This is a genomic window from Pseudoramibacter faecis (genome assembly GCF_036289405.1).
Lineage (GTDB): Bacteria > Bacillota > Clostridia > Eubacteriales > Eubacteriaceae > Pseudoramibacter > Pseudoramibacter faecis.
In genome coordinates, this window is the sequence record NZ_JAYFFI010000014.1 from 1 (window position 1) to 21,406 (window position 21,406).

20 protein-coding genes and 3 pseudogenes are annotated in these 21,406 nt (G+C 36.4%); 11 read left to right on the top strand and 12 right to left on the bottom strand.

The annotated features are described in order from the left end of the window. A partial coding sequence (locus V3C63_RS08915; protein WP_425355374.1) for a plasmid mobilization protein occupies positions 1-164 on the bottom strand: 164 nt, incomplete at its 3' end. A 263-nt stretch (positions 165-427) separates the two neighbouring features. After that, on the bottom strand, positions 428-1,408 hold the full coding sequence (locus tag V3C63_RS08920) for a helix-turn-helix transcriptional regulator (RefSeq protein ID WP_425355371.1): 981 nt from the start codon (positions 1,406-1,408) through the stop codon (positions 428-430). A 208-nt stretch (positions 1,409-1,616) separates the two neighbouring features. On the opposite strand from V3C63_RS08920, the gene V3C63_RS08925 reads away from it, so the two are divergent. The 4 genes and pseudogenes from V3C63_RS08925 to V3C63_RS08940 all read left to right on the top strand — a co-directional run bounded on the left by V3C63_RS08925 (position 1,617) and on the right by V3C63_RS08940 (position 5,781). Continuing rightward, positions 1,617-3,383 carry an ABC transporter ATP-binding protein gene (locus V3C63_RS08925; protein WP_329887441.1) on the top strand — a complete coding sequence of 589 codons (1,767 nt, stop codon included), beginning with the start codon at positions 1,617-1,619 and terminating at the stop codon, positions 3,381-3,383. Then, positions 3,376-5,124, top strand: coding sequence for an ABC transporter ATP-binding protein (locus tag V3C63_RS08930; RefSeq protein WP_329887442.1), 1,749 nt, complete (start codon positions 3,376-3,378; stop codon positions 5,122-5,124). The genes V3C63_RS08925 and V3C63_RS08930 overlap by 8 nt, the downstream gene beginning before the upstream one ends. Next, entirely contained in the window at positions 5,111-5,335 is a 225-nt protein-coding gene (locus tag V3C63_RS08935; protein WP_329887443.1) for a FeoA family protein, read from the top strand. The genes V3C63_RS08930 and V3C63_RS08935 overlap by 14 nt, the downstream gene beginning before the upstream one ends. Positions 5,336-5,338: 3 nt before the next feature. Then, a pseudogene (locus V3C63_RS08940) lies at positions 5,339-5,781 on the top strand (FeoB small GTPase domain-containing protein). 190 nt (positions 5,782-5,971) lie between these two features. Here V3C63_RS08940 and V3C63_RS08945 read toward each other — a convergent pair. The 7 genes and pseudogenes from V3C63_RS08945 to V3C63_RS08975 form a co-directional block, all read right to left on the bottom strand. Beyond that, positions 5,972-6,139 (bottom strand): annotated as a pseudogene (locus tag V3C63_RS08945) (sigma-70 family RNA polymerase sigma factor); the annotation flags it as partial. 349 nt (positions 6,140-6,488) lie between these two features. Continuing rightward, the gene (locus V3C63_RS08950; RefSeq protein WP_329887444.1) at positions 6,489-8,225 is read right to left on the bottom strand and encodes an ABC transporter ATP-binding protein; all 1,737 of its coding nucleotides are present in this window, start codon (positions 8,223-8,225) and stop codon (positions 6,489-6,491) included. Next, complete coding sequence (locus V3C63_RS08955; protein ID WP_329887445.1) at positions 8,222-9,940, bottom strand: ABC transporter ATP-binding protein; 1,719 nt, start codon at positions 9,938-9,940, stop codon at positions 8,222-8,224. Before V3C63_RS08955 ends, V3C63_RS08950 begins: the two co-directional genes overlap by 4 nt. Beyond that, positions 9,927-11,360 (bottom strand): ABC transporter ATP-binding protein, encoded by a 1,434-nt coding sequence (locus V3C63_RS08960; RefSeq protein ID WP_329887446.1) that lies wholly within the window; start codon positions 11,358-11,360, stop codon positions 9,927-9,929. The genes V3C63_RS08955 and V3C63_RS08960 overlap by 14 nt, the downstream gene beginning before the upstream one ends. Positions 11,361-11,368: 8 nt before the next feature. Beyond that, positions 11,369-12,037, bottom strand: a complete 669-nt coding sequence (locus V3C63_RS08965) for an energy-coupling factor transporter transmembrane component T family protein (protein WP_329887447.1) — start codon at positions 12,035-12,037, stop codon at positions 11,369-11,371. Continuing rightward, complete coding sequence (locus V3C63_RS08970) at positions 12,038-12,649, bottom strand: MptD family putative ECF transporter S component (protein ID WP_329887448.1); 612 nt, start codon at positions 12,647-12,649, stop codon at positions 12,038-12,040. Positions 12,650-12,770: 121 nt separating this feature from the next. Further along, the gene (locus tag V3C63_RS08975; RefSeq protein WP_329887449.1) at positions 12,771-13,391 is read right to left on the bottom strand and encodes a TetR/AcrR family transcriptional regulator; all 621 of its coding nucleotides are present in this window, start codon (positions 13,389-13,391) and stop codon (positions 12,771-12,773) included. Between the two features lie 593 nt (positions 13,392-13,984). Between V3C63_RS08975 and V3C63_RS08980 the strand changes: the two are divergent. From V3C63_RS08980 to V3C63_RS09005, 7 genes and pseudogenes are all read left to right on the top strand, one after another. Next, positions 13,985-15,276 (top strand): annotated as a pseudogene (locus V3C63_RS08980) (IS110 family RNA-guided transposase). Positions 15,277-15,731: 455 nt separating this feature from the next. Next, positions 15,732-15,977 (top strand): hypothetical protein, encoded by a 246-nt coding sequence (locus V3C63_RS11815; protein ID WP_425355372.1) that lies wholly within the window; start codon positions 15,732-15,734, stop codon positions 15,975-15,977. A gap of 193 nt (positions 15,978-16,170) precedes the next feature. Continuing rightward, positions 16,171-16,389 (top strand): hypothetical protein, encoded by a 219-nt coding sequence (locus V3C63_RS11820; protein WP_425355373.1) that lies wholly within the window; start codon positions 16,171-16,173, stop codon positions 16,387-16,389. Between the two features lie 110 nt (positions 16,390-16,499). Next, the gene (locus V3C63_RS08990; protein WP_329887450.1) at positions 16,500-16,841 is read left to right on the top strand and encodes a type IV toxin-antitoxin system AbiEi family antitoxin domain-containing protein; all 342 of its coding nucleotides are present in this window, start codon (positions 16,500-16,502) and stop codon (positions 16,839-16,841) included. 13 nt (positions 16,842-16,854) lie between these two features. Further along, positions 16,855-17,085 carry a hypothetical protein gene (locus V3C63_RS08995; protein WP_329887451.1) on the top strand — a complete coding sequence of 77 codons (231 nt, stop codon included), beginning with the start codon at positions 16,855-16,857 and terminating at the stop codon, positions 17,083-17,085. Between the two features lie 99 nt (positions 17,086-17,184). Beyond that, entirely contained in the window at positions 17,185-17,364 is a 180-nt protein-coding gene (locus tag V3C63_RS11825; RefSeq protein ID WP_425355375.1) for a nucleotidyl transferase AbiEii/AbiGii toxin family protein, read from the top strand. 61 nt (positions 17,365-17,425) lie between these two features. Beyond that, positions 17,426-17,914, top strand: a complete 489-nt coding sequence (locus V3C63_RS09005; protein WP_329887496.1) for a nucleotidyl transferase AbiEii/AbiGii toxin family protein — start codon at positions 17,426-17,428, stop codon at positions 17,912-17,914. An 11-nt stretch (positions 17,915-17,925) separates the two neighbouring features. On the opposite strand, the gene V3C63_RS09010 is transcribed toward V3C63_RS09005, so the two are convergent. The 3 genes from V3C63_RS09010 to rlmD all read right to left on the bottom strand — a co-directional run bounded on the left by V3C63_RS09010 (position 17,926) and on the right by rlmD (position 21,389). Further along, entirely contained in the window at positions 17,926-19,257 is a 1,332-nt protein-coding gene (locus V3C63_RS09010; RefSeq protein WP_329887452.1) for a relaxase/mobilization nuclease domain-containing protein, read from the bottom strand. A gap of 5 nt (positions 19,258-19,262) precedes the next feature. After that, entirely contained in the window at positions 19,263-19,613 is a 351-nt protein-coding gene (locus V3C63_RS09015) for a plasmid mobilization protein (RefSeq protein WP_329887453.1), read from the bottom strand. Positions 19,614-19,685: 72 nt separating this feature from the next. After that, a complete protein-coding gene (gene rlmD / locus V3C63_RS09020; protein WP_329887454.1) occupies positions 19,686-21,389 on the bottom strand; it encodes a 23S rRNA (uracil(1939)-C(5))-methyltransferase RlmD in 1,704 nt (567 codons plus the stop codon). Positions 21,390-21,406 lie beyond the last annotated feature (17 nt).

Below are 21,406 nucleotides of genomic sequence, written 5' to 3' on the forward strand. Positions count from 1 at the left end.
ATATCGCTGTGATCGACCTGAATGATATATCCGTCTATCGCCATTTTCCGAAGGTACGCTTCCATGTTGCTTGTAGGCACCTGTTTCATTTTTTCTTCAATCAAGGTGCGTTCTTCTTTCGTTACACGAAATTTAATCTGCACATTTCTTTTTCTGTTATTCATAGGCGAATTTCCTTTCTGCGTTCATAGAGGGTTTGGGACACTTCCCAGCAAGCAAAATCTCTAACGCCGGAACTGCGAAAAATAGAGATTTTTACGGAAAGGGTACCCCTTTCCTATGCTTGCTATTCCACTTATCCCTTAATCTCTACAACAACGGAAATTCACTTTTTGCCAAAGAACACAAAAAAAACGCTACAATTTTATAACTGCAACGTTTATTTCGTAATACCTATTCAATTATAAAAATAACAACAATTAAGATATTATAATATCGTATCTCTATATTTACTTGGTGTGATGCCGTAAGTTGATTTAAATATTTTGGCAAAATGTCCTGCATGAGTATATCCAACTTTTTCTGCTATGGTAGCTATTTTATACTCAGGATTTTTTAACAATAATAGTGCCTTGTTTAGCCTTAATTCTTTTAAATATTCGTAGGGAGGAACGCCGTAATATTTACGAAAAGCTAATTGAAATCGAGCCGGACTCATTAAAGCAATTTTAGAGAGCTCAAGTCCGTCAATATGAACAGATAAATCTTTTTTCATAGCTGATACAGCTCTTTTCAGATTTTGCTTATCTTTTTTAGTTAGGATGACGGATATGTTTTTTTCTTTTTCCTCTAACCTTGTAATAATAATTGATAGCAGTTCCATAACTTTGCTTTCCAAATATAAAGGAAGAATTTTTCCCTCAGCCTGGGATTCCCTTATCTGTTGAAATATAAAATTCAGTTGAGGGGAATTTTGAGTTTTTAACAAATACGAATTAAGAATTTTTGTTTTTTCATATTCGAAATCATCATATTTTAACTTTAAGAAAGTATCGAAGTATTCTTTAGTTAGGATTATTTTCGTAAATTTTACAGGCTTATTTGCTTCGCAATAGGTATAAGTTTTCTTTTCTGTATTTGAGTAACAATATATACCTTTCTCTACATTATTTAGCTTCCTGCCACCGACCTTGAATGAGCTGCTTTCGGTTTCAAACTGGCTTATTTCTAAATATCTTTCAGATACTTCAGTTATTTTTTCCATTGTTTCATTTGGAGTAAAGTCGGCGATTAAAATTAGAATTAAACTGCTGTCAAACTTGAGTATGCGAAAAGTACCTTTACCAAAATTGGGATCTATTTGAAAGACTTGTTTATTTTCAGTTGATAAAGCTGGAACAGAAATAAAAGGAGTGTTATGCACTAAGTTTGTTAAATAATCAATAACTGTCCTTTCTATCAATTCCATCTCCTCCTTTTGCATATCATAATTTTATTTAATTAAATCACGAATTTATAAAAATGCAAATGAAAATACCGATAAAAAGCATATAAATAAAGGAATTATAAGCAATAATGAAATTCATAGTTAGATTTTGAATTATAAAAAATTAGCTTTATAATAAATGTGGTTAGTTAGAGTTAGCTAACGATTAGGGAAGGAGATGGAATAACTAATGGAAAACAAGAAGACAGGAATATCTTATGTATTCCAATTAGCAAAAGATGAGAGAAAAAAACTGCATTTGGGAATGTTTTTATCTGTCATTTCTGCGGCTTTATCATTAGTTCCTTATTTTATAGTTTATAAAATATTACTAATGATATTTCGGAAAAATATTTCGTATACAGAAATTTTAATGTGGGCAGGTATAGAAATTATAAGTGCCGTTTTACAAGCAATACTAATGTCCTTTGCGGGTGTTTTATCTCATACAGCAGCCTTTAATACGATACATAGGATCAAGCTGAAAGTTGTAAACCATATTTCAAAATTTAATTTGGGGTTTTTTCAAGAACACGCTCCCGGAGAAATCAAAACATTGTTATTTGATGATGTGGACAGAGTCGAAAATTTCTTGGCTCACAGTACCTTAGAATTGGCACAGGTAGCGGTTGTTCCGGTTATTATGTTTATTTTTATGTTGAAGCTAAATTGGATGATGGCACTTGTCATGCTTATTCCTATGATTTTAGGATTAGGAATCCCTATGATGTTAATGAAAAAATATCCTGATATGTCAACTGAATTATCAAAGGATATTGCTGATTTAAACGCTTCGGCAAATGAATTTATAAAGGCGATGCCTGTCATTAAAATGTATCATTTGACGGCAGAAAAATTTGAGCAATATAGAAATTCGCTGAATGCGTATATTGATTGCTGGAAAAAAATGTGCATGAGTTCTTGTTATCCTTTATCAATGACTTTGGTGATTTTAGATTCGGCAATCTTATTTACCTTGCCGTTCGGGGGATATTTTTTCTTGCGAAATTCCTTATCAGCAACTTCCTATTTACTGTTTATTATGCTTACGATGTGTTTTTTTGTTTCATTTCTGAATATGATAACCATCTTTATGCAATCTATGGAACTTGGCAGCGGATTGGACAACATTAAAAAAATAATGGATATGAGCGAATTGACAGACGGAACAAAAATTATAAATAGAAATGGGCTTTTCAAAATAGATTTTGAAGATGTTTCTTTCGATTATGGCGATGAAGAAACTGAAAATAAAGCTTTACAACATATAAATTTATCCTTAAAACCGAATACCATAAATGCTTTTGTAGGTTCTTCAGGTGCAGGCAAGACAACCGCAGCACAATTGATTGGCAGGTATTGGGATGTAACAAGCGGCATGATTAAAATCAACAACACTCCAATCAATGACCTGAAAATCGAAAATTTGATGGATCTTACATCCTTTGTTTTTCAAGATGTATTTCTGTTGGAAGATACCCTATACGAGAATATTCGTATGGGAGCAAATGCAGATGAAAATAAAATTATTGAAGCTGCAAAAGCAGCACAAATTCACGACTTTATTATGAGCTTGCCGAATGGCTATCAGACAAAAATCGGTGATCAAGGAGTGAAATTGTCAGGCGGACAGCAACAAAGAATTTCCATTGCAAGGGCAATACTGAAAGATTCACCGATTATTATTTTTGATGAAGCGACCTCTTATTCGGATATAGAGAATGAGTATCACATACAGATGGCACTTCAAAACCTACTCAAAAATAAAACGATTATTATGATTGCTCATCGACTTCATACTATTAGGAATGCAGATCAAATCGTTGTATTTGATAATGGAAAAATTGCGGAAGTTGGAACACATAAAACCCTTTTAGAAAGAAAAGGGATCTATGAAAATATGTGGAACACATATACAAAAGATTACTTTGGAGAGGGGGTAAGTGCAAATGCTTAGGATTATTCGCACGCTTCTAAAGGATAAAAAAGAAAGATTGTATTTACCGATTTTTCTCATGGTTATTGATTCGATAGGAAGTATTGTTTTGTATTTAATGCTCTATTTTACTGTTGTCAACATATTGCAAAATACATTGACCGAAAATCTGATTATAGAATATACAATGATATGCTTCATCAGTATGATTGTAAGAATATTTATTTATAGACATGCCTACTATTTGAGTTTTTCAAGAGGAGCTGAAATGTGTGGAGATATGCGTTTAGATTTAGCAAATCATTATAGAAGTTTAAGTCTTGGCCATTTTCAAAAAAACAGCACCGGGTATTTACTATCTACACTAACAAAAGATTTAAGCAGCTTTGAATTGATTATCACGCATACTTTGCCGGCGGTCATTAAAACAGCGGTTACAGCAATATTGATTTTATTAGGTACATTTTTCATCAACTGGAAACTTGCGTTGTTAGAGTGTGTAGTATTGCTTATCGCATATCCTATGTTGGTTTGGGGCAATAAACTGATAGAAAAATATGGAGCGAGAAAAAGAGAATTGAATTCCAAGATGATTTCTATTATTTTGGAGTACCTTCAAGGCATGAAAGCATTTAAATCCGCCAACATGACAAGCAGTCATTTTGAGAGAATGACGGATACCCTTGAAAATATCAGAAAGACAAGCGTAGATGCAGAAAAGAAAATGGCTTTGCCTGCAAGTATGTATTTTATTACAGTTAATTTCCTACTTCCTGTCGTTCTTTTGATTGGTGGGTATTTGTTCATAGGCGGACAAGTAGAGCCTGAACAATTTGTAGCTTTTATGCTTATGAGTTTGGCATTATCTGCACTTTTAATTGTATTTGAACATTCGTATGGGTTATTAAAAGATTTAAAATTAGCTGCAAGCAATCTTGAAAAAGCATATGAAACAAAGCCATTACCTTATGCCAAAAATGAAACAGAATTGGAAAACTTTGATATTCGATTTAAGAATGTAAACTTCTCTTATGATGGAAATAAAACAATTTTGAAGAATATTTCTTTTGAAGCAAAAGAAGGGACTTGTACAGCTTTAATCGGTCCTTCCGGTGGAGGAAAAACCACAATCGCCCATTTGATTGCAAGGTTTTGGGACGTCAGCGGTGGAGAAATTTTAATAGGCGGTAAAAATATAAAATCCGTAAAACCTGATGATTTACTTAAATATGTGAGTCGGGTTTTTCAAGATAATGTACTGCTCACTGATACCGTTTATAACAATATTAGGGTCGAAAAACCGAATGCAACAAAAGAAGAAGTTTATCAAGCCGCAAAAATAGCTTGCTGTCATGAATTTATTTTGAAAATGACAGATGGATATGAAACGGAAATAAAAGACGGGGGAAGTACATTGTCAGGGGGTGAACGACAAAGGATTGCCATTGCAAGAGCCATTTTAAAGAATGCACCGATTCTTTTGTTGGATGAATCTACCGCTTCCCTTGACCCTGATAATGAAGCCAAAATCAACAAGGCTTTAGAACGTTTAATGCACGGAAAGACAGTATTTGTTATTGCTCATAGACTCCATACGATTAAAAATGCCGATCAAATTATTCTGATAAACGATGGAAGAATCGAAGAACAAGGCGACCATAATGAACTTTATGGCGAAAAGGGACATTATTATGAAATGGTAAATACACAGGAAAGAGCAAAAAAGTGGATGATAAAGGAGAATAGTTATGGAGAGGCTTAGTACTTTGAAAGAAAAGACAAAGGGGAAAGTTGCTGAAATTATCGGTGATACACATTTTCAAAGCAGAATAATATCGATCGGAATAACTGTCGGAAGCGATATTGAAGTAATCCAAAATTATAAAAAGCAACCGATTCTTATTTATTGCAGAGATACGATGATCGCTGTCAATAAAACAGAGGCAGACAAAATAATGATGGAGGTGCTTTAAGATATGAAGAAAATAACAATTGCTTTACTTGGGCAGCCTAATTCCGGAAAATCAACCTTATTTAACGGTTTGACAGGCTCAAATCAGCATGGCCCGGTAAAACCGTTGAGAAAAAAGAGGGTGAATTTTCGCACAAAGGCACTCAATATAAAATCGTAGATTTACCCGGGGCATATGGATTGTCGGCCAATTCTGATGAAGAAGTTATAACAAGAGAATATATAGAAACCGGGAACGCAGACTTAATTGCTATTATGGCAGATGCTTCACAATTAAATCGAAGTCTATTTATGCTATCGGATTATATTGGAATAAATATCCCGGCAGTTTTGATTATGAACATGATGGATGTTGCTAAAAATCAAGAAAAAGAGATAAATATAAATGGGTTAAAAAAGTCATTAAATATTCCGGTCATTCCTATTGTTTATTGTTGCAGCAGATAAAAAAGAATACCAAGAGTTATACGCTTTTCTGGAGCATTCAGATAGAGGAGAAATTTTATCTGACGAAAATTGAGAAAGAGCATATGAAAGTGTTGTTGGAGATAGTTATAAGTCATTAAAAAAATATATTCCTGATAAAGGGATAGGTGTGTTTTCAAAATCATGGATTATTGGAAAATCGTTAGATCAAGATAAAATGTCCATCATGATCCAAAGAAGAAAAGAAAAGCAGGTGGTTTTTTCTGTCCACCTGCTCTAAATACTTCTCGTGTTCTCGTTCTCGCCAGTAGACTTTATAAATATCTTCACTGACTTTCACCTTTTGTCCTCTGACATAAAGGTAATACTCTTTTGCCATAAAGTTTCCTCCATTTCTTTTTGTCTGTTTGTTTTTCAAACAAAAAAGGAGGACTCCTGCATCTTGGCATAAGAAGTCCTCTAAAATGAAAGAAACTCATTCTTCCTTTAATTATCTTTAATTGTTTAAACGAGTATATGGAAAGACATACAACTGTAAATCGTATAAGAAAAAGGGCTGTTTTTGTTATGATTTATCACTTTAAACAAATATATAATATCAATCACTTATTATTCCCCCATTTCTTATGAATTAGAATTTCCTAAAATTTATCCCTTCTATGACTGTTAATATTTTAGATAAAAATTTTTCCTTTTATCTGTACAAATAGTACCAATACAATAAATCATTAATTGGTTAATCCCCACTTTTCCGATGTGATTTTCGCATTTATAAGATTTTTATATAATCCCCCTTGAATCATCAGCTCATCATGTGTTCCTCTCTGCTCAATAGTGCCTTTGTTTAGAACCAATATTTGCTCTGCATTTCTAATTGTTTTTAATCTATGAGCAATGATAATCACTGTTTTATTTTCTGTCAGACGCTCAATAGCAAGTCTTAATTTATCTTCATTCTCTGGATCAATATTTGCTGTAGCTTCATCAAAAATGATAATAGGTGCATTTTTCAATATTGCTCTTGCAATAGATATTCTCTGTTTTTCTCCACCTGAAAGACTTGCACCGCCTTCACCCACAATTGTTTTATATCCATTCGGAAGTTTACTAATAAACTCGTGACACTGTGCCTTTTTTGATGCGGCAATTACACTCTCTAAACTTACATCCGGTTGCCCGAATTTAATATTATTTTCAATGGTATCTTCAAATAAATATACATTTTGAAATACCATTGAAATATTTGACATTAGATCATTAATTGTATAATTTTTAATATTTTCGTTACCAATTATTATTTGACCTTCATCAACATCCCAAAATCTTGCAATCAAATTACAAAGACTGGTTTTTCCTGATCCACTGGGTCCAACTATGGCTGTCATTTCATTTTCTTTAATCAAACAATTAACGTCATCTAATACTTTTTTATTATCATAAGAAAAATTCACATGCCTAATCTCAATATTATGATTTAACACAGAAGAACTGCTATCTACCTCATCCATGTTGGGCATTTGATTAACGTATTGATATGAATCAATGGCATTTTCTGCGATACGTAAAATCGCCATATTAGAACCCGCACCAACTAATCCATCAAATATTGTAAAACTTGCTATCATTAGCATTACTGCATCCGTAATAATTAAGTTTCCGGAAATGTTAAGCCTGATACTAACAAATAACATTGCAACTATTGTTAAGCCTATTACAATTCTTTGAGCCACAGTATAAGGAATAACCATCTTCTCGAGTGCTAATGTCGTCTTATAGCTATCATCTATTGCATGATTTAAATTTTCGTTATTTTCCCCTCCCAAGTTGTATGATTTAATAACTTGCATTCCTTGAATAGTAGATAGTACATTCTTAGTTAAACATGTTTGAATATTAGCCATATCTGCAGCATTTTTCCTTGAACGGTTTTCCATTAAAGATGTAACTATCAAAAACACTGTCATACCTAACAATGCCGTTAGTCCTATTTGAGTATTGATTAGAAATATAGCTAAAACAAACACACAAGTATTTAAAAAACCACCTAGAACATTGACAAGTAATACCGGCACCCAAGATTCAATTTGAGTAAGGTTTGTAGTAGCTAAAGTAGTCAGTTTACCCAAACTAAAACTATTAAAAAATCCCATAGGAACTTTTTTGATTTTTTCACCCAATTCAATTCTTTTATCAGCTGCCATAAAATATCCTGCATGAGTTTGCTTCATTTGAGAAATATTTTGTGTCACAATTTTCCCCAACAAACTAATCATCAATATCATAAATGCTATGATAATACGTTTTGTTGAAATTCGATGAATAAACAAACATTTTAACATATAGTAAATTGCCGCAAATTGAAAGGCGTTAAAGATAGCATGAAAAAATGCCGCAATTATAGACTTTATTAAATTATCTCTTTCTTTCCCGGAGAAAAGCCAGATTTTTCTAAATACATCTATCATGCTTCACCCTCCTTATTTGATGCATGCCACATTGAGCGATATATTCCGGAATTCATAAGTAATTCTTCGTGCGTCCCACTATCTTCGATTCTTCCTTCATTAACAACGAATATTTTATCAACATTCTTAATAGTATTCAGCCTGTGAGCAATAATAATCAATGTCTTTCCTTTTACCAGTTTTGAAATAGCTCTCTGAATAATCACTTCATTCTCAGAATCCATATATGATGTCGCCTCATCTAAAATAATGATAGGTGAATCTTTAAGCATGGCTCTAGCAATGGATATTCTCTGTTTTTCACCTCCGGATAAATGTCCGCCACCTTCACCGACAATAGTATCGTATCCATTTGGAAGGTCTTTTATAAATCCATCACAGCCTGCCTTAATTGCAATTTGCTCAACTTCACTATCTGTTGCATCGGGGTTTGCAACCCTAATATTGTCTTTGATAGAAAGATCAAACAGAAAATTATCTTGCGATACATAAGATATCAACTGAGAAAGTTGACTTAATGGGATTGTATTTATATTTATGTCCCCAATTTTAATACAACCGCTTTCAACATTCCAAAATCCCGCTAAAAGCTTCGCTATGGTCGATTTCCCGCTTCCGGATTCTCCCACTAAGGCATTAACCGTTCCTTCTTCAAATTTTAAATGTAAATGATCGATTATTTTCTTCTCTTCGTCATATGAAAAGTTCACATCTTTATATTCAATATCGTAATACTCAATTTTTTGAGTGCTTATGCCTTGTTTTAGGGATTTTGAACCTAATACCTTTTCTACTTCGCCTGATATCGTACTAATTCTGGCTAAATCATCCGTGTAGTTTAAAGCCTTAAGTAAATTAGAAACCGTAGCAAAAGACAATACCACAACACTTATAAGAGTCTCAGCTTCTATGCTTCCATTTTTATAAAAAATCATTCCAAACGGTATGACGGTTAGTATTCCCATAGGTGACAAAAGTCTACCAACAGAAATTCTTTTCATACATCTGCCCATCCAGTCATAATAAAACTGTGCATTATCGCGAACAGCATCGCTATATTTTTTATATGAGGATGTTCCTTGATTAAATGCTTTAATAACTTCTATTCCTCCGATATACTCCACCAAAGCACTGTTCATTTTTTGTCCTAATAAAACAGATTTTTTATAGTTTATTGTGTACTCTTCATTCATTACAGACTTCATGACGCCCATTCCAATAATGAATGGAATAAGTGACAATATGCCTAAACGCCAATCCAGTATAAGCATATATCCAATAAGCAATATTGGACCAACTATATTAGCTGTCATTTCAGGCAATATATGAGATAATGTAGTTTCCATGCTATCTACTTTATCCACAATAATGTCTTTATATTCACCAGAGCTAACACTTGTAATATCTCCTAAAGGCATTTCAAATAATTTCTCTGAAATTTCTTTTCTTATATCTCTTAATGATTGGAAAGTCGCAGTATGAGAAATAGTTGTTGATATGCCCGCCGATATTTCTTTTACTAAAAATAACCCAATTATAATCAATAATTGCTTCGAATATAAGCTCCAATCTGAATTATTGCTGATTAACTCAGTAATAATTCTTGCAAGAAATATATACGCTGTTAAGCTGGCTAACACCCCAAAAATAGCGAATAATACAGAAAAAGAGAATTGACATAAGTTTATCTTTATATATCTTTTAATTATATTCATATCCTATATCTCTCCTCTCTTTTACCTGTTCACCCTCTTCCAAATAAATGAATTTATTGCTTGTTGCTTCCGCTAAAAGCAGATCATGTGTAATAATGATAACTATTTTCCCTTCCTCAGAGAGAAATTTTACCCATCTTATAATTGCATGTAGTCCGTCTCCATCCATTCCACTTGTCGGTTCATCTAGTATATAAATATCAGCATCCGAACAGTATGCAGCTGCCAACGTAACTCTCTGTTTTTCTCCACCTGACAAAGAAGCCGGATGTCTGTCTTTCAATTCCATCAATTTAAAAGTATCTAAGCTTTTTATTAAATCTTGTTTTAGTTTTTCTGTTACCTTCTTACCAAACACTATTTCTCCTGCGACAGAATCTGAATACAGTTGATAATCCGCATCTTGCATAACAAAATAGCAAAATTTATTTCTTAAATTACAATTCGATATTTTACCCTTATATTTGATTGTTCCTGTTTTTTCTCTGAGAAGCCCGCTGATAACTTTGCATAACGTAGTTTTTCCTGCTCCATTATTTCCTAATAGTGAAACAATTTCCCCTTTATATAGTTGCAAATTGATGTTATCAATTCCTGAATTCGTCTTTTTATAACGAAATGACAGAGATTGAATGTCTAATAGTGGTTCCTTATCGTTTTTAATTTCATTATTTGTATTTTTTTCTACTGTTTTGGGTCTTAATCCAAGACTTAATAATTTTTCATCACTAAGATTTTCAAATTCTTCTCTTGTCCATATTTCATTTAACTTACCTTTATCGACATACAAGAATCTATCTGTCACTTCTTTAAATAAGCCAAGTCTATGTTCACTTATGACAATAGATATTCCTTTGTCTTTAATTCTTTTTATTATTTTTATCAATACCTTAGACCCTTGAATATCTAAATTGGATGTTGGTTCATCCAAAATCAGTACCTTTGGTTGCAATATTAAAGAAGATGCAATTGCAACTTTTTGCTTTTGACCGCTAGACAATTCATCTATATTTCTCAAAAGTAAATCTTCAATTCCAACAAATCTCGAAACTTCAAAGAGCATTTCTTTTATTTTATTAGATGGAACTCCAATATTTTCTGCTGCGAAACAAATTTCATCTTGAACAGTATTCATAAAGAACTGGCTCCTTGGATCTTGGAAAACAACACCAAATAATTTTGCTCGTTCTTCCGATTCTAATTCAGCCGGAATTCGTTTGTCCGTTTCAATTTTTCCTTGTAATGTCCCATCATAAAAAACAGGGGCTAATCCACTCACTGTGCGTAAAATCGTGCTCTTCCCTGAGCCTGATCTCCCACAGATAATGGTGCATTCTCCCTGTTTTATTGAAAAACTAATATCTTTTATAGATGCATCACCATCCTTATAGGAAAAATATACCTTTTGAAATTCTATCATCACTATATTCACACTCCAAAATATATTAATCCTATTGCAGTTCCATACATAATAAGTGCAAATATATCTTTTAGACCAAAAACCGCCTCATATATGCATGTCCTGCTCTTATCTGTATTTAATCCTCTTAGCTCTGCTGTAGCTCCAAGTTCGTCTGACAATTTTATGCATCTAATTATTAGCGGAACCATGAAACACTCGTACACCAAAAATGGATGCCTAATATAATCTCTCCAGCTACTAAATACTCCCCTTGCTTTCATACCATTCCGAATATAGATACTCTCTTTACTCAAAACAGGAAAAAACCTTATCATGATGCAAATCATGACAATAATGGATTTGGGAATTCTTAATTTCTGTAAACTTGACATAAGTTCACTAGAATTACCCACAACTATACATGTAACTAGCATTATAAGCGGAATGCTTCGAGCTAACATGTTCAAGATGATATACATTAAGGCTATCTTACCTGCAAACAAACTTGCCGACAGAATCATAGCAAAGTATGTAATAACAAATTTGATAGCCTTTTTGTATTCTCTTATATACATTAAAAGAAACATATTTAATGCAACACTTAAATGTATTTGATAATTTTTATTAAATAAAAACCAAAATATTGTTGATACTGCTAATAAGATAATATATGTCCTATTATCTAATTTTCTCATCTAGACCAGCTTTGCCTTTTCTATATGTTTTTTTAAAAGTTTTTGTCCCACTATAAATCCAACAGCAGATAATACAATTGTTATTACCGTAATCAATAAAAGCATATCCCACGAACCGTAAAATCTAACCAGAGTTTTAATCCCTTCATCTGAATAGCTTGCTTTTAAACTGTTTAAATACTGTTCCTTGAAGAAAAACATAGGGATCGCACTGCCAAGAACATATAACGCCCAGTATATTGAATATGTGACACCATTTCTTTTGGGATTTCTATAAGTATCTTCACCAATCATAACTATTTCACATATAATACCCACAGCAATCATAACCGGCAAAAACCATGGAGATCCCATTACAGTTATGAACAGCCCACCGAATATTCCAGTAACTAAATATGTACCCCTTTTAGGCACCTTATTTGACATCGCTACAAACACAGGACCACAAAGTAAAGCCATAATTCCTACATAAAATAAATAGTCAAATGCAGGTGTTGTTAACATCATGGTACACATTTTCGTAGCAAGCATTATTACAATCATCGCTATATTAAATATAGACAACGTAATAATATCCCTCATTTTTAACTTGTTTTGTTTTTCATTATTCATCTTATACTTCCTCCTTATTTTTATTTAGATTGAATATGAATCATTATTTAAACTATTGATAACAGTATGTGCTAACAGTGTTATCTTTTATCCAAAAAAAATTCCTGTACTCATCCTATACTTAATACCCCCTAACAGTTTTCCAACCTCCCGAAAAAAAACGAGATACCAGTTTTGCGTGATCGATTAATTCCTCCTTATCTTCCGAATGTAAAACAGCTTCAGTAAGTGCTAAAAAATGAGAATGATTAATTATATGAAACCCTTTATTGCTAATATACTCCTGCGAATCGTCTTCCTCAGAATAAATCTCTTGCATTTTTATTCTTGTATTGTCTTCCATTTCCGTCAATTTCTCAAGAAAGTTTTCATATGATGAACCAAAGGAACCATTAATTAACAAAGCATAAATTTCTTTATTATCAAAAAGAAACATTGCAGTTTCTATCGTACCATCTACATGAACTTCTGCAACTTTTTTATTCTGCTTTGTTCTAATACCATTAATCGAGATTTTTTCATACTTAAAAAAATTGTCTATTATTTTATTTGCGACCGGGGAAACAATTGCCTTAAATAATTCATTTTTATCATTAAAATGACGATAAAAAGCTCCTGTGGTCACACATGCATCTTTGCATATATCTCTTAAACTAGATTTCTCAAATCCATACTCAATAAAATGCTTTTTACCACATTCCAGTATTTTTTCATGAGTATCATTATAATTATTTCTAACCAACAGAATTTGCCTCCTTTCCTTTTGATAACACTGTTATTAATTTTAGCATTATTTTTGTTTTTTTGTCAAGTTAGTTATTACAAACTCAGAACTTTGTAATACAATTAGCTTAAATACAAAACTTGCTTAACGCTTGCTACCTTAATCATTCTTTTGTAGCTTTTGTAGGCAAGCACAGTAAGTGTACGGACACTTACGGAAAAATTGATGAAGCAGCCCTTCGGGAACTGCTTCTTTTTTATGCACCTAACCACACGAAAGTTTACTTGAGTGTTTGGTAGGTGCTATGCAAAGACTTCCCAAGAGCTAACAAAGTTAGCGATTGGTTGAAGTCTACTGCTATCAATTTTTAGCTTGTATCCTCGCCTAACAGTTTCATCAATTCGAGCAGGCTCTCATTGGAAACTCTTGGCTGGGGCAAACTTTTAGGGAGACTCTAAGCCCCCGAAATTTACACAAAGGAGCTTCCTGTATGATGTAATTACAGAGATCCCGAAAGAAGGTGCTTGATAAAGAAAGATACCTCAGAGTAGAATCAGGTTTGCTGACTCGCACAGTTGGCAAAACCTGAAATTCACTAGGAGGTATCTACTATGAAGTTTAACACACAGAATGCGAAAATCGAAGCCATTACTGACGAAACTCTGGTTGTCGGAATTGATATCGGAAGTGAGACGCATTATGCCAGAGCGTTCAATAACCGCGGGATCGAATTCTCTCGCAAGCCGTTCGCTTTCGACAATGACGAGGAAGGATTTCATGCTTTTCTGGAATGGCTGGAAGCGCTCATGAAGAAACATGGTATGACCCGTGTCCTTCCGGGGATGGAACCGACCGGGCATTACTGGTTCAATCTGGGTGCGTTCCTCCAGCGGAATGACATGCGACCGGTCCATGTGAATCCGTATCATGTGAAGCAGTCCAAGGAACTGGATGATAACGATCCGAGCAAAAATGACCGGAAAGATCCGAAAGTTATCGCGGGGCTGGTGAACGAGGGCAGATATTCCTATCCGTATATTCCGGAAGGCATATACGCGGAGATCAGAAGCCTTTCCAATCAGCAGAGGCAGGCCCAAAAAACACTGACAGCGGCGAAGAACCGCCTTGCGCGATGGTTCAGTATCTATTTCCCGGAATACAAAGACGTTTACAAGAGCCCGGATGCTGTCAGCGGCAGGATGATCCTCAGGGAAGCACCGCTGCCGAAGGACATTGCAGCGCCCGGAGTAGAGGGTGTCTGCCAGATCTGGAGGAAAGCGAAGGTGCGTGCTGTTGGTGTGAAGAAGGCAATGGTGCTGGTGACTGCTGCGATGCACAGCATCGGCAGTCTGGAATCACCGGAAGCAGCCCGCCTGGAGCTTGGATATCTGCTCGATGATGTGGAACGATATTCGCAGCGTGTGAATGACATCATGGGACGAATGGCTGAGAAGGCCCGGGAGGTTCCATATATCGATAAGTTAATGAATATCAGGGGGATCGGCCCGAAAACAGCGTATGGATTCGTGGCAGAAGTCGGAGACATCAGACGTTTCGATGATCCGAAACAGCTGCAGAAGCTGGCGGGACTTGCGATCGTGGAAAACAGCTCCGGAAAGCATCAGGGTAAGTATCACATCAGTTACCGTGGAAGAAAGAGACTGCGGTATGTGCTCTATGAAGCAGCCCTGTTCGCAGTTGGAAGAAACGCCGAATTCAGAGGGATCTATTCCTACTATACCGAGGGAGCCGAAATCCGCTGAAGAAGATGCAGGCGCTGATCGCGGTAGCCTGCAAGCTGATACGCGTGTTCTACGTGATCCTGACGAAGGGTACGGATTATGATGGCACGAAGATGCTGAATGACATTCGAAGACCACTTGAGGGCGCGGAGGGCGCGTAACAGCGGAAAGAGATCGTTAACACACAGCGGGAAAATCAACTATCGCTACAGAAAGTCGAAGGCAGCAGGGAAACGTCCACCGCACTGGTGCCGCCGCCAGAGATGAAGTCAGCAAAATCAAAAAGAATGAGCCAGTAGTCGGCAGGAATATTTTCCAGAGGGCAAAGACCCCGTAGAGGAGCTGAGCTGACACCCGGATATGGGCAGGCGGGACGAAGGAAGTTGGGACACGATCCTGGTAGATACGGGAGGTTCGTCGCTATAGCAAAGCGGGGTACACACAAGGCCATGCAGATCGGAAAATACGACGTTCTGCTTCGTGTACCACAAATACGCTATTTTCGTACCAGATACAGAGAAATGCTCATGGCCACAGCTCATTCTCCATCTGAGATAGATAAAAAATCCTTGAAATTTCAAGGAAAATCACTTGACATAATAGGGAGGGAAAAACAATGAATTACAATGAAACAAGAAAAATGATTGAGAATATGGCAACCGAAAATTATGAAGATTTTATCAAATCGATCATAAGTTTTGAAAGGGGAGTAAATGATAAAGAGGCATTAGACAAAATTTATGACAACTATACCGCTAATGATTCGTTAATGCTTTTAAATGAGGAATTTGACCGCACGATTGAAGATTTAAGAGAACAGGGGCAGATTAAAGATCTTCCTTGTTCAAAAGGAGAAAGATAACCTTGTCAATATCGTTGGAAATATTGTAGGTAAGGTTGATGTTATTGAGAGAAAAAACAAGAGCGGAGAAGCCTTTAAGGTAGCGAATTTCTCCGTAGTATCCAAAGACGATGACGGGAATAAGGTATATCATAACTGCTCCGCTTATGGAGACAAGGGGGATATACCAAAGGACTTTAAGCAGGGAGATTTTGTGAAGCTCTTTGGACAGATTAGAACTTCCATTGATGATAACGGCAAGGAGCATAGCAATATCAGGATACTTTCCTCAAAGCTCTTAAAGGCAAGAGAGCAGATGAAAGGGAATGAAGAAAAGAAAGAATCCGTGCTTGGAGCGATTAAAAAGTATCAAGCTGAAGAAAAGGAAAAGCCTAAAGAAAAGAAAGAAGCTTCAAAAGAGGCTGAAAGATAAATATATGGTCGGTGCGGTCTTAGGACTGCACCGATTATTTTTTTGCCACTCATTCACAAATACTCTTTAATAGTTTATAATAAAAGCGTAAATGTAGGATGTGGTATATTATGGATACTTTAAATGAATATTTAAAATCTGTAGGTTTCATTACGAACAAAAAAGCTGAGCAGCTCGGCATTAAGAGATATAAGCTTGCTGAGCTTGTTCATAAAGGAGAACTTGAACGAGTAAAAAATGGAGTATACAAGAAAAAAGATGATATAGATGATGAGTTTGCACTATTGTCATTTAATAATGAAAAAGTAGTCTTTTCATTCCACACCGCCTTATTTTTGTTAGGACTCAGCGATAGAAGTCCTAATATTTTTCATATCAGTGTCCCTCAAGGCTATAATGTAAGTCATGTAAAAAAACGAATAAAAAATATTAAGGTGCATTATATAAAATAAAGAAAACTTTGGTGTGGGCATTACAACTGTAAGGACTGCATTAGGGAATGAAGTAAGATGCTATGATATGGAAAGAAGCATTTGCGATATTGTTTCAGAGAGAAATTCTATTGATAAGCAAATATTTACAGAAGCAATGATTGCATACTTTAACAGTAAAGAGAAAAACATGAGAAATCTCGTTAAATACAGCCGAAAATTAGGCATTGAAAATGAAATTAGAAAATATATGGATGTGTTATAAAATAATTAGCTCAGAGAGTTTAAAAGGTAAAGTAAAAAATATCGCAAAAAATAAAAATTTAAGCTCACAGGAAGTCTTGCAGATGTTTTTCTTTGAGAGATTCTTAGAAAAGAAAGATTATCTCGTTCAGAATATAAATTTAATTTCGTAATTAAAGGTGGACTCTTAATATCGCCGATGATCGGTATAGATAATAGGACAACAATGGATATGGATACGACTGTGAAAGGAATTCCGTTAAAAGAAGATGTAATTAAGAATATCGTTTCAGAATTATAGATATAAAAGTTGATGACGGAATACATTTTGAAATTACAGATATAACTCATATTCGAGAAGAATCAGAGTACATTTGATTGCAATCTTTGGAAAGATAAGAAATGCAATGAAAATAGATATTACGACAGGCGATGCAATTACACCAAAAGAAATAGAATATGTATATCCTTGTATGTTTAGGGAAGAAGGGCTTAAGGTGCTTGCATATCCTCTTGAAACCATACTTGCGGAAAAGTATGAAAATGTTATAAAAAGGAATATATCTACAACGAGGATGAGAGATTTCTATGATTTATATAGCCTGTATAATTTGCGGAAAGAAGAGATTGATTTTAATGTTTTAAAACAGGCTGTTTTATCAACTGCAAGGAAAAGAGATAGTATATCTTTTATGAAAGAGGCAAAGGAAATTATAAACGATATTAAGGAAGATAGTTATTTAAAAGAATTATGGAGAGTTTATTTGAAAGACAATCCATATATAAAAGAGCTTAATTTTCCCGATACAGTAGAAGTTGTTAAGATAATAGCTGAAAAAATAACAATTTAAGGAGATAAAGATTATCTCTCCATCTCCTTGCACATGTAAATTCCATAATTTTTTCGTATTTGATAAAGCTCGTCCATCGTCGATTTTGAGGAAGAATACTCCTGCATAAGGATATTCTTTTTTTCTTGCAATTTATCAAGTTCAGCTAAAATATCCTTTGAATTTGGAAGTTTGGAATAGGATTTTTCAAGCTCTGAAAGGGTATTTTCATATAGGGTAATTTGAGCTTTGTACTCTTCAAAAAATGACTTATCAGACGGATTTGTCTTATATTCCTTGTAGTATTGCCTATATTTTTTTACGGCATGAACTCGTTCCATGGTGGCAGAAAGCTCCTGCATTTCCTTATCAATAGCCTTGATTTTATCTTGCAGACTTTGTCTTTCATCGGCTGCTTTTTGAATGTACCCATCAAGCTTTTTAACAGATTTAATGCCTTGTTCTCTAAGAAAGATAACAGACTCCGCCATTGTATTCAGGTTGTGTTTGGTTGCCCAATATTCATAGCCTTTGCTTTCCTTTCCCTTTGTATTGGTATTTATGTCAATAACATTGCCGATGCGTTTTTTTACAGCGGGTGTCTTGATAAACTCTCTTTCTGCAATTCGTTCTTTTAATCGTTCTTCAGTATAATCTTCGCCAATGGTCTTAGCTCTTGTAAATCTCGGTTTATCTTTCGGCTTAAAAGCGATGTGCTTGCCATGCTTTATTTCATAGTCAAGCTCAGCCATTTTCTTTAGAAATTCATCCCAATCCTTTGACTGTTTTATCATGCGGTCAATATCAAATTGTAACCTGCTTTTCCAAGAAGTACCTTTCTTTGCTTGCTCATTTTCATACCAAGACTTACCGTTCGTCCTATATTTTTTCTTAAAGCTTTCGTAGTGTTCATCAATGACGGAAAGGTTGTTTTCTTTGCATAGCTTATCACTCTGGTAACGGATCTTATGATAGCTTTTCTTATTGGATTGATAGCACTTGCCGGTAAACATATTCACATTGTTGAAGATGATATGATTATGGATATGTCCTTTATCTATGTGCGTCGATAACACAAACTCATACTCATCTTTGAGTATCTTTTTACATAACTCAAGACCGATTTGATGTGCCATTTCAGGCGTTGTTTCTCCCGGTAAAAAAGATTGAATCAGATGTCTTGCAAGGACGGTTCCCTTAGTTCTCGCCTCCCTTCTTGTCCTTAAAAACTGAGTATGAGCAGTTGACTGATGGCATTTGTTGGTGCTGACTAAGAGTTGTTCATCTGTTTTATCTCCATTAACAATATAAGCAATGGCAAGATGAAGGGTTGATTTTATAGGATGTATTTTTGTAATCGCCATAAATTTTAATCACCTCCGGAAGTCCTGCTTAGAAGCAAGGAATGAATTTGCCACAGTTCTTTTGAAAAATGTTCAATCTCTTGTTTCATATCGCCTATGTCCTCTTTATAGATAACGCCGGTCGAATTTACTCGCTTTGCAATCTGATTGATGTTGTTTGTGGCATTGGAAAGTAAACCTTGTAAATCTCGAAACGGCTCTAAATCTATCTGATAAATTTCTTTTTTCAAAACGCACTTTCTAATAAAATGGCTCATATTTCTGCACCTTGCGAGTTTTCTTTTCTCTTCAAAAAGAGCCTTTTCTTCTTCTGTTAATTTAATTTCAAGTCTTTCATTGCGTAATCTGTTTGTCATAAATGTTTCCACCTGTTTTTTATATACCTTATTATGGATAGCCACATTATACAAATGTGCGAATCCATACATTTATATGAGATTAAAATGTAAAAGTGCATCTTTAATTATTTCAACTTTTTCTTTAGACGGATGAGATTTCCTATTTTGTAAAGTCCCTTCTGTTTTTACTTCCATTTGCATTTGTATTCCTAAATTGCGCTTTACTTCTGCAATGTACGCAGTATGCATTTTAAGATTATATTTCTCTTTTATGTATGATTGAATCATTTTATATGTAACTTTCTCTTTAGGCTTATATTCTTCTGCCTTTTCCGCAATACTCCCTATTGGAAATTTACCATTTTCATCTCCGAACTCCACTTTTACATTGATTTGGCTGTCCGGTTTTTTGTGGGAAAGAAGTACAACCGTCTCCACGTGCGGCGTTTGTGCAAACATATCCACGCATTGCACCGTCTCGACGCGATAGCCCGCGGCGACAAAGGCCGGCAAATCCCGGGCGAGGGAGCTGGCCTTGCAAGAGACGTAAACAAAACAAGCCGGGGCAAAAGCCAAAATATCCGGCAGGGCCTTGGGATGAATGCCTTCCCGCGGCGGATCAAGTACGATCACCTCCGGCGCCCCGGCGAGCTTCCCCACTTCCGCCTTTACATCGCCGGCGATAAAGGTACAGTTGGTCAGGCCGTTGGCCGTCGCGTTGGCTCTGGCCGCATCCACCGCCTCCGGCACGAGCTCAATGCCCGTCACCTGGTCCGCAATCGGGGCGAGCATCTGGGCGATGGTTCCCACCCCGCAGTACAAATCAAAAACGGCCGGCTTTTTGCCGCCGCCCCGGCGCTCAGTATAGGTCGTCACCGCCCGGCGCACCGCGGCGTAAAGCGTCTCGGCGCCGTGGGTATTGGTCTGCAGAAAAGAAAAGGGCGACACGGCAAAATCAATGCCCAAAATCGTGTCATGGATGATGCCCTCGCCCAAGAGAATCCGGCTCGTGTCGGCCCGAGCCACGTCCGACACCCCGTCATAAACCGAGTGGATCACCGTGGCGAGCCTGCCGGCGAGGGGCAAATGCTTAAGCGCCTGCACAAAGGCCGTATCATCCAATATGCCCTGGCTGGTCGTCACCAGGTTGACCATGATTTCGCCGGTGGCCGCCCCCCGACGTACCACCAGATAGCGCAGAAACCCGATGTGCGCCCGTTTGTGAAAGGCCTGAGCCCCCCGGGAACGGAAATAGTCCAGCACCGCGGCGACGATCGCCCGAAAATCCGGATGCACAAGCGCGCAGTCCTGAGCCGAAACGATATTGTAAAAATGGCCCCTTTCGTGCAGGCCGAGCATCAACGGCCCACCGGGGCAATCGTCCCCAAAAGAAAACTCCATCTTGTTGCGATAGCCGTAGATTTCCGGACTGGGCAGCGCCGGCAGGTGCTCAAACTCCGTAATACCGGTCTCCGCCAGCAGCGTCATCACCCAGCCGTCCTTCATCGCCAGCTGCGACGGATAAGCCGTCGATTGATAGGTGCAGCCGCCGCACCGGCCGAACATCGGGCAAACCGGCGTCACGGCGTCCGGCGCCGGCGCCAGCACGTCGAGCAGCTTGCCTTCGGCCTTGCCCTTGCGCTTTTTCGAAATGCGCACCTTGAGGATCTGCCCGGGAACCGCGCCCTTCACCGCGCAGGGGATGGTGGTGTCGCCATCTTGAATCGGGCCGATGCCCTTGCCCGGATAGCGGGTGCGTTCGATTTTAACGGTGGCAATGTCCCCCTTTTTCATTCACTTGTTTCCTTCCT

What these genes read in the sequence shown, in the direction of transcription:
- V3C63_RS08920 (WP_425355371.1), bottom strand. Translation starts at nt 1,408, where the DNA reads ATGGAATTGATAGAAAGGACAGTTATTGATTATTTAACAAACTTAGTG.
- V3C63_RS08925 (WP_329887441.1), top strand. Translation starts at nt 1,617, where the DNA reads ATGGAAAACAAGAAGACAGGAATATCTTATGTATTCCAATTAGCAAAA.
- V3C63_RS08930 (WP_329887442.1), top strand. Translation starts at nt 3,376, where the DNA reads ATGCTTAGGATTATTCGCACGCTTCTAAAGGATAAAAAAGAAAGATTG.
- V3C63_RS08935 (WP_329887443.1), top strand. Translation starts at nt 5,111, where the DNA reads ATGGAGAGGCTTAGTACTTTGAAAGAAAAGACAAAGGGGAAAGTTGCT.
- V3C63_RS08950 (WP_329887444.1), bottom strand. Translation starts at nt 8,225, where the DNA reads ATGATAGATGTATTTAGAAAAATCTGGCTTTTCTCCGGGAAAGAAAGA.
- V3C63_RS08955 (WP_329887445.1), bottom strand. Translation starts at nt 9,940, where the DNA reads ATGAATATAATTAAAAGATATATAAAGATAAACTTATGTCAATTCTCT.
- V3C63_RS08960 (WP_329887446.1), bottom strand. Translation starts at nt 11,360, where the DNA reads ATGATAGAATTTCAAAAGGTATATTTTTCCTATAAGGATGGTGATGCA.
- V3C63_RS08965 (WP_329887447.1), bottom strand. Translation starts at nt 12,037, where the DNA reads ATGAGAAAATTAGATAATAGGACATATATTATCTTATTAGCAGTATCA.
- V3C63_RS08970 (WP_329887448.1), bottom strand. Translation starts at nt 12,649, where the DNA reads ATGAATAATGAAAAACAAAACAAGTTAAAAATGAGGGATATTATTACG.
- V3C63_RS11815 (WP_425355372.1), top strand. Translation starts at nt 15,732, where the DNA reads ATGAATTACAATGAAACAAGAAAAATGATTGAGAATATGGCAACCGAA.
- V3C63_RS08990 (WP_329887450.1), top strand. Translation starts at nt 16,500, where the DNA reads ATGGATACTTTAAATGAATATTTAAAATCTGTAGGTTTCATTACGAAC.
- V3C63_RS09010 (WP_329887452.1), bottom strand. Translation starts at nt 19,257, where the DNA reads ATGGCGATTACAAAAATACATCCTATAAAATCAACCCTTCATCTTGCC.
- V3C63_RS09015 (WP_329887453.1), bottom strand. Translation starts at nt 19,613, where the DNA reads ATGACAAACAGATTACGCAATGAAAGACTTGAAATTAAATTAACAGAA.
- rlmD (WP_329887454.1), bottom strand. Translation starts at nt 21,389, where the DNA reads ATGAAAAAGGGGGACATTGCCACCGTTAAAATCGAACGCACCCGCTAT.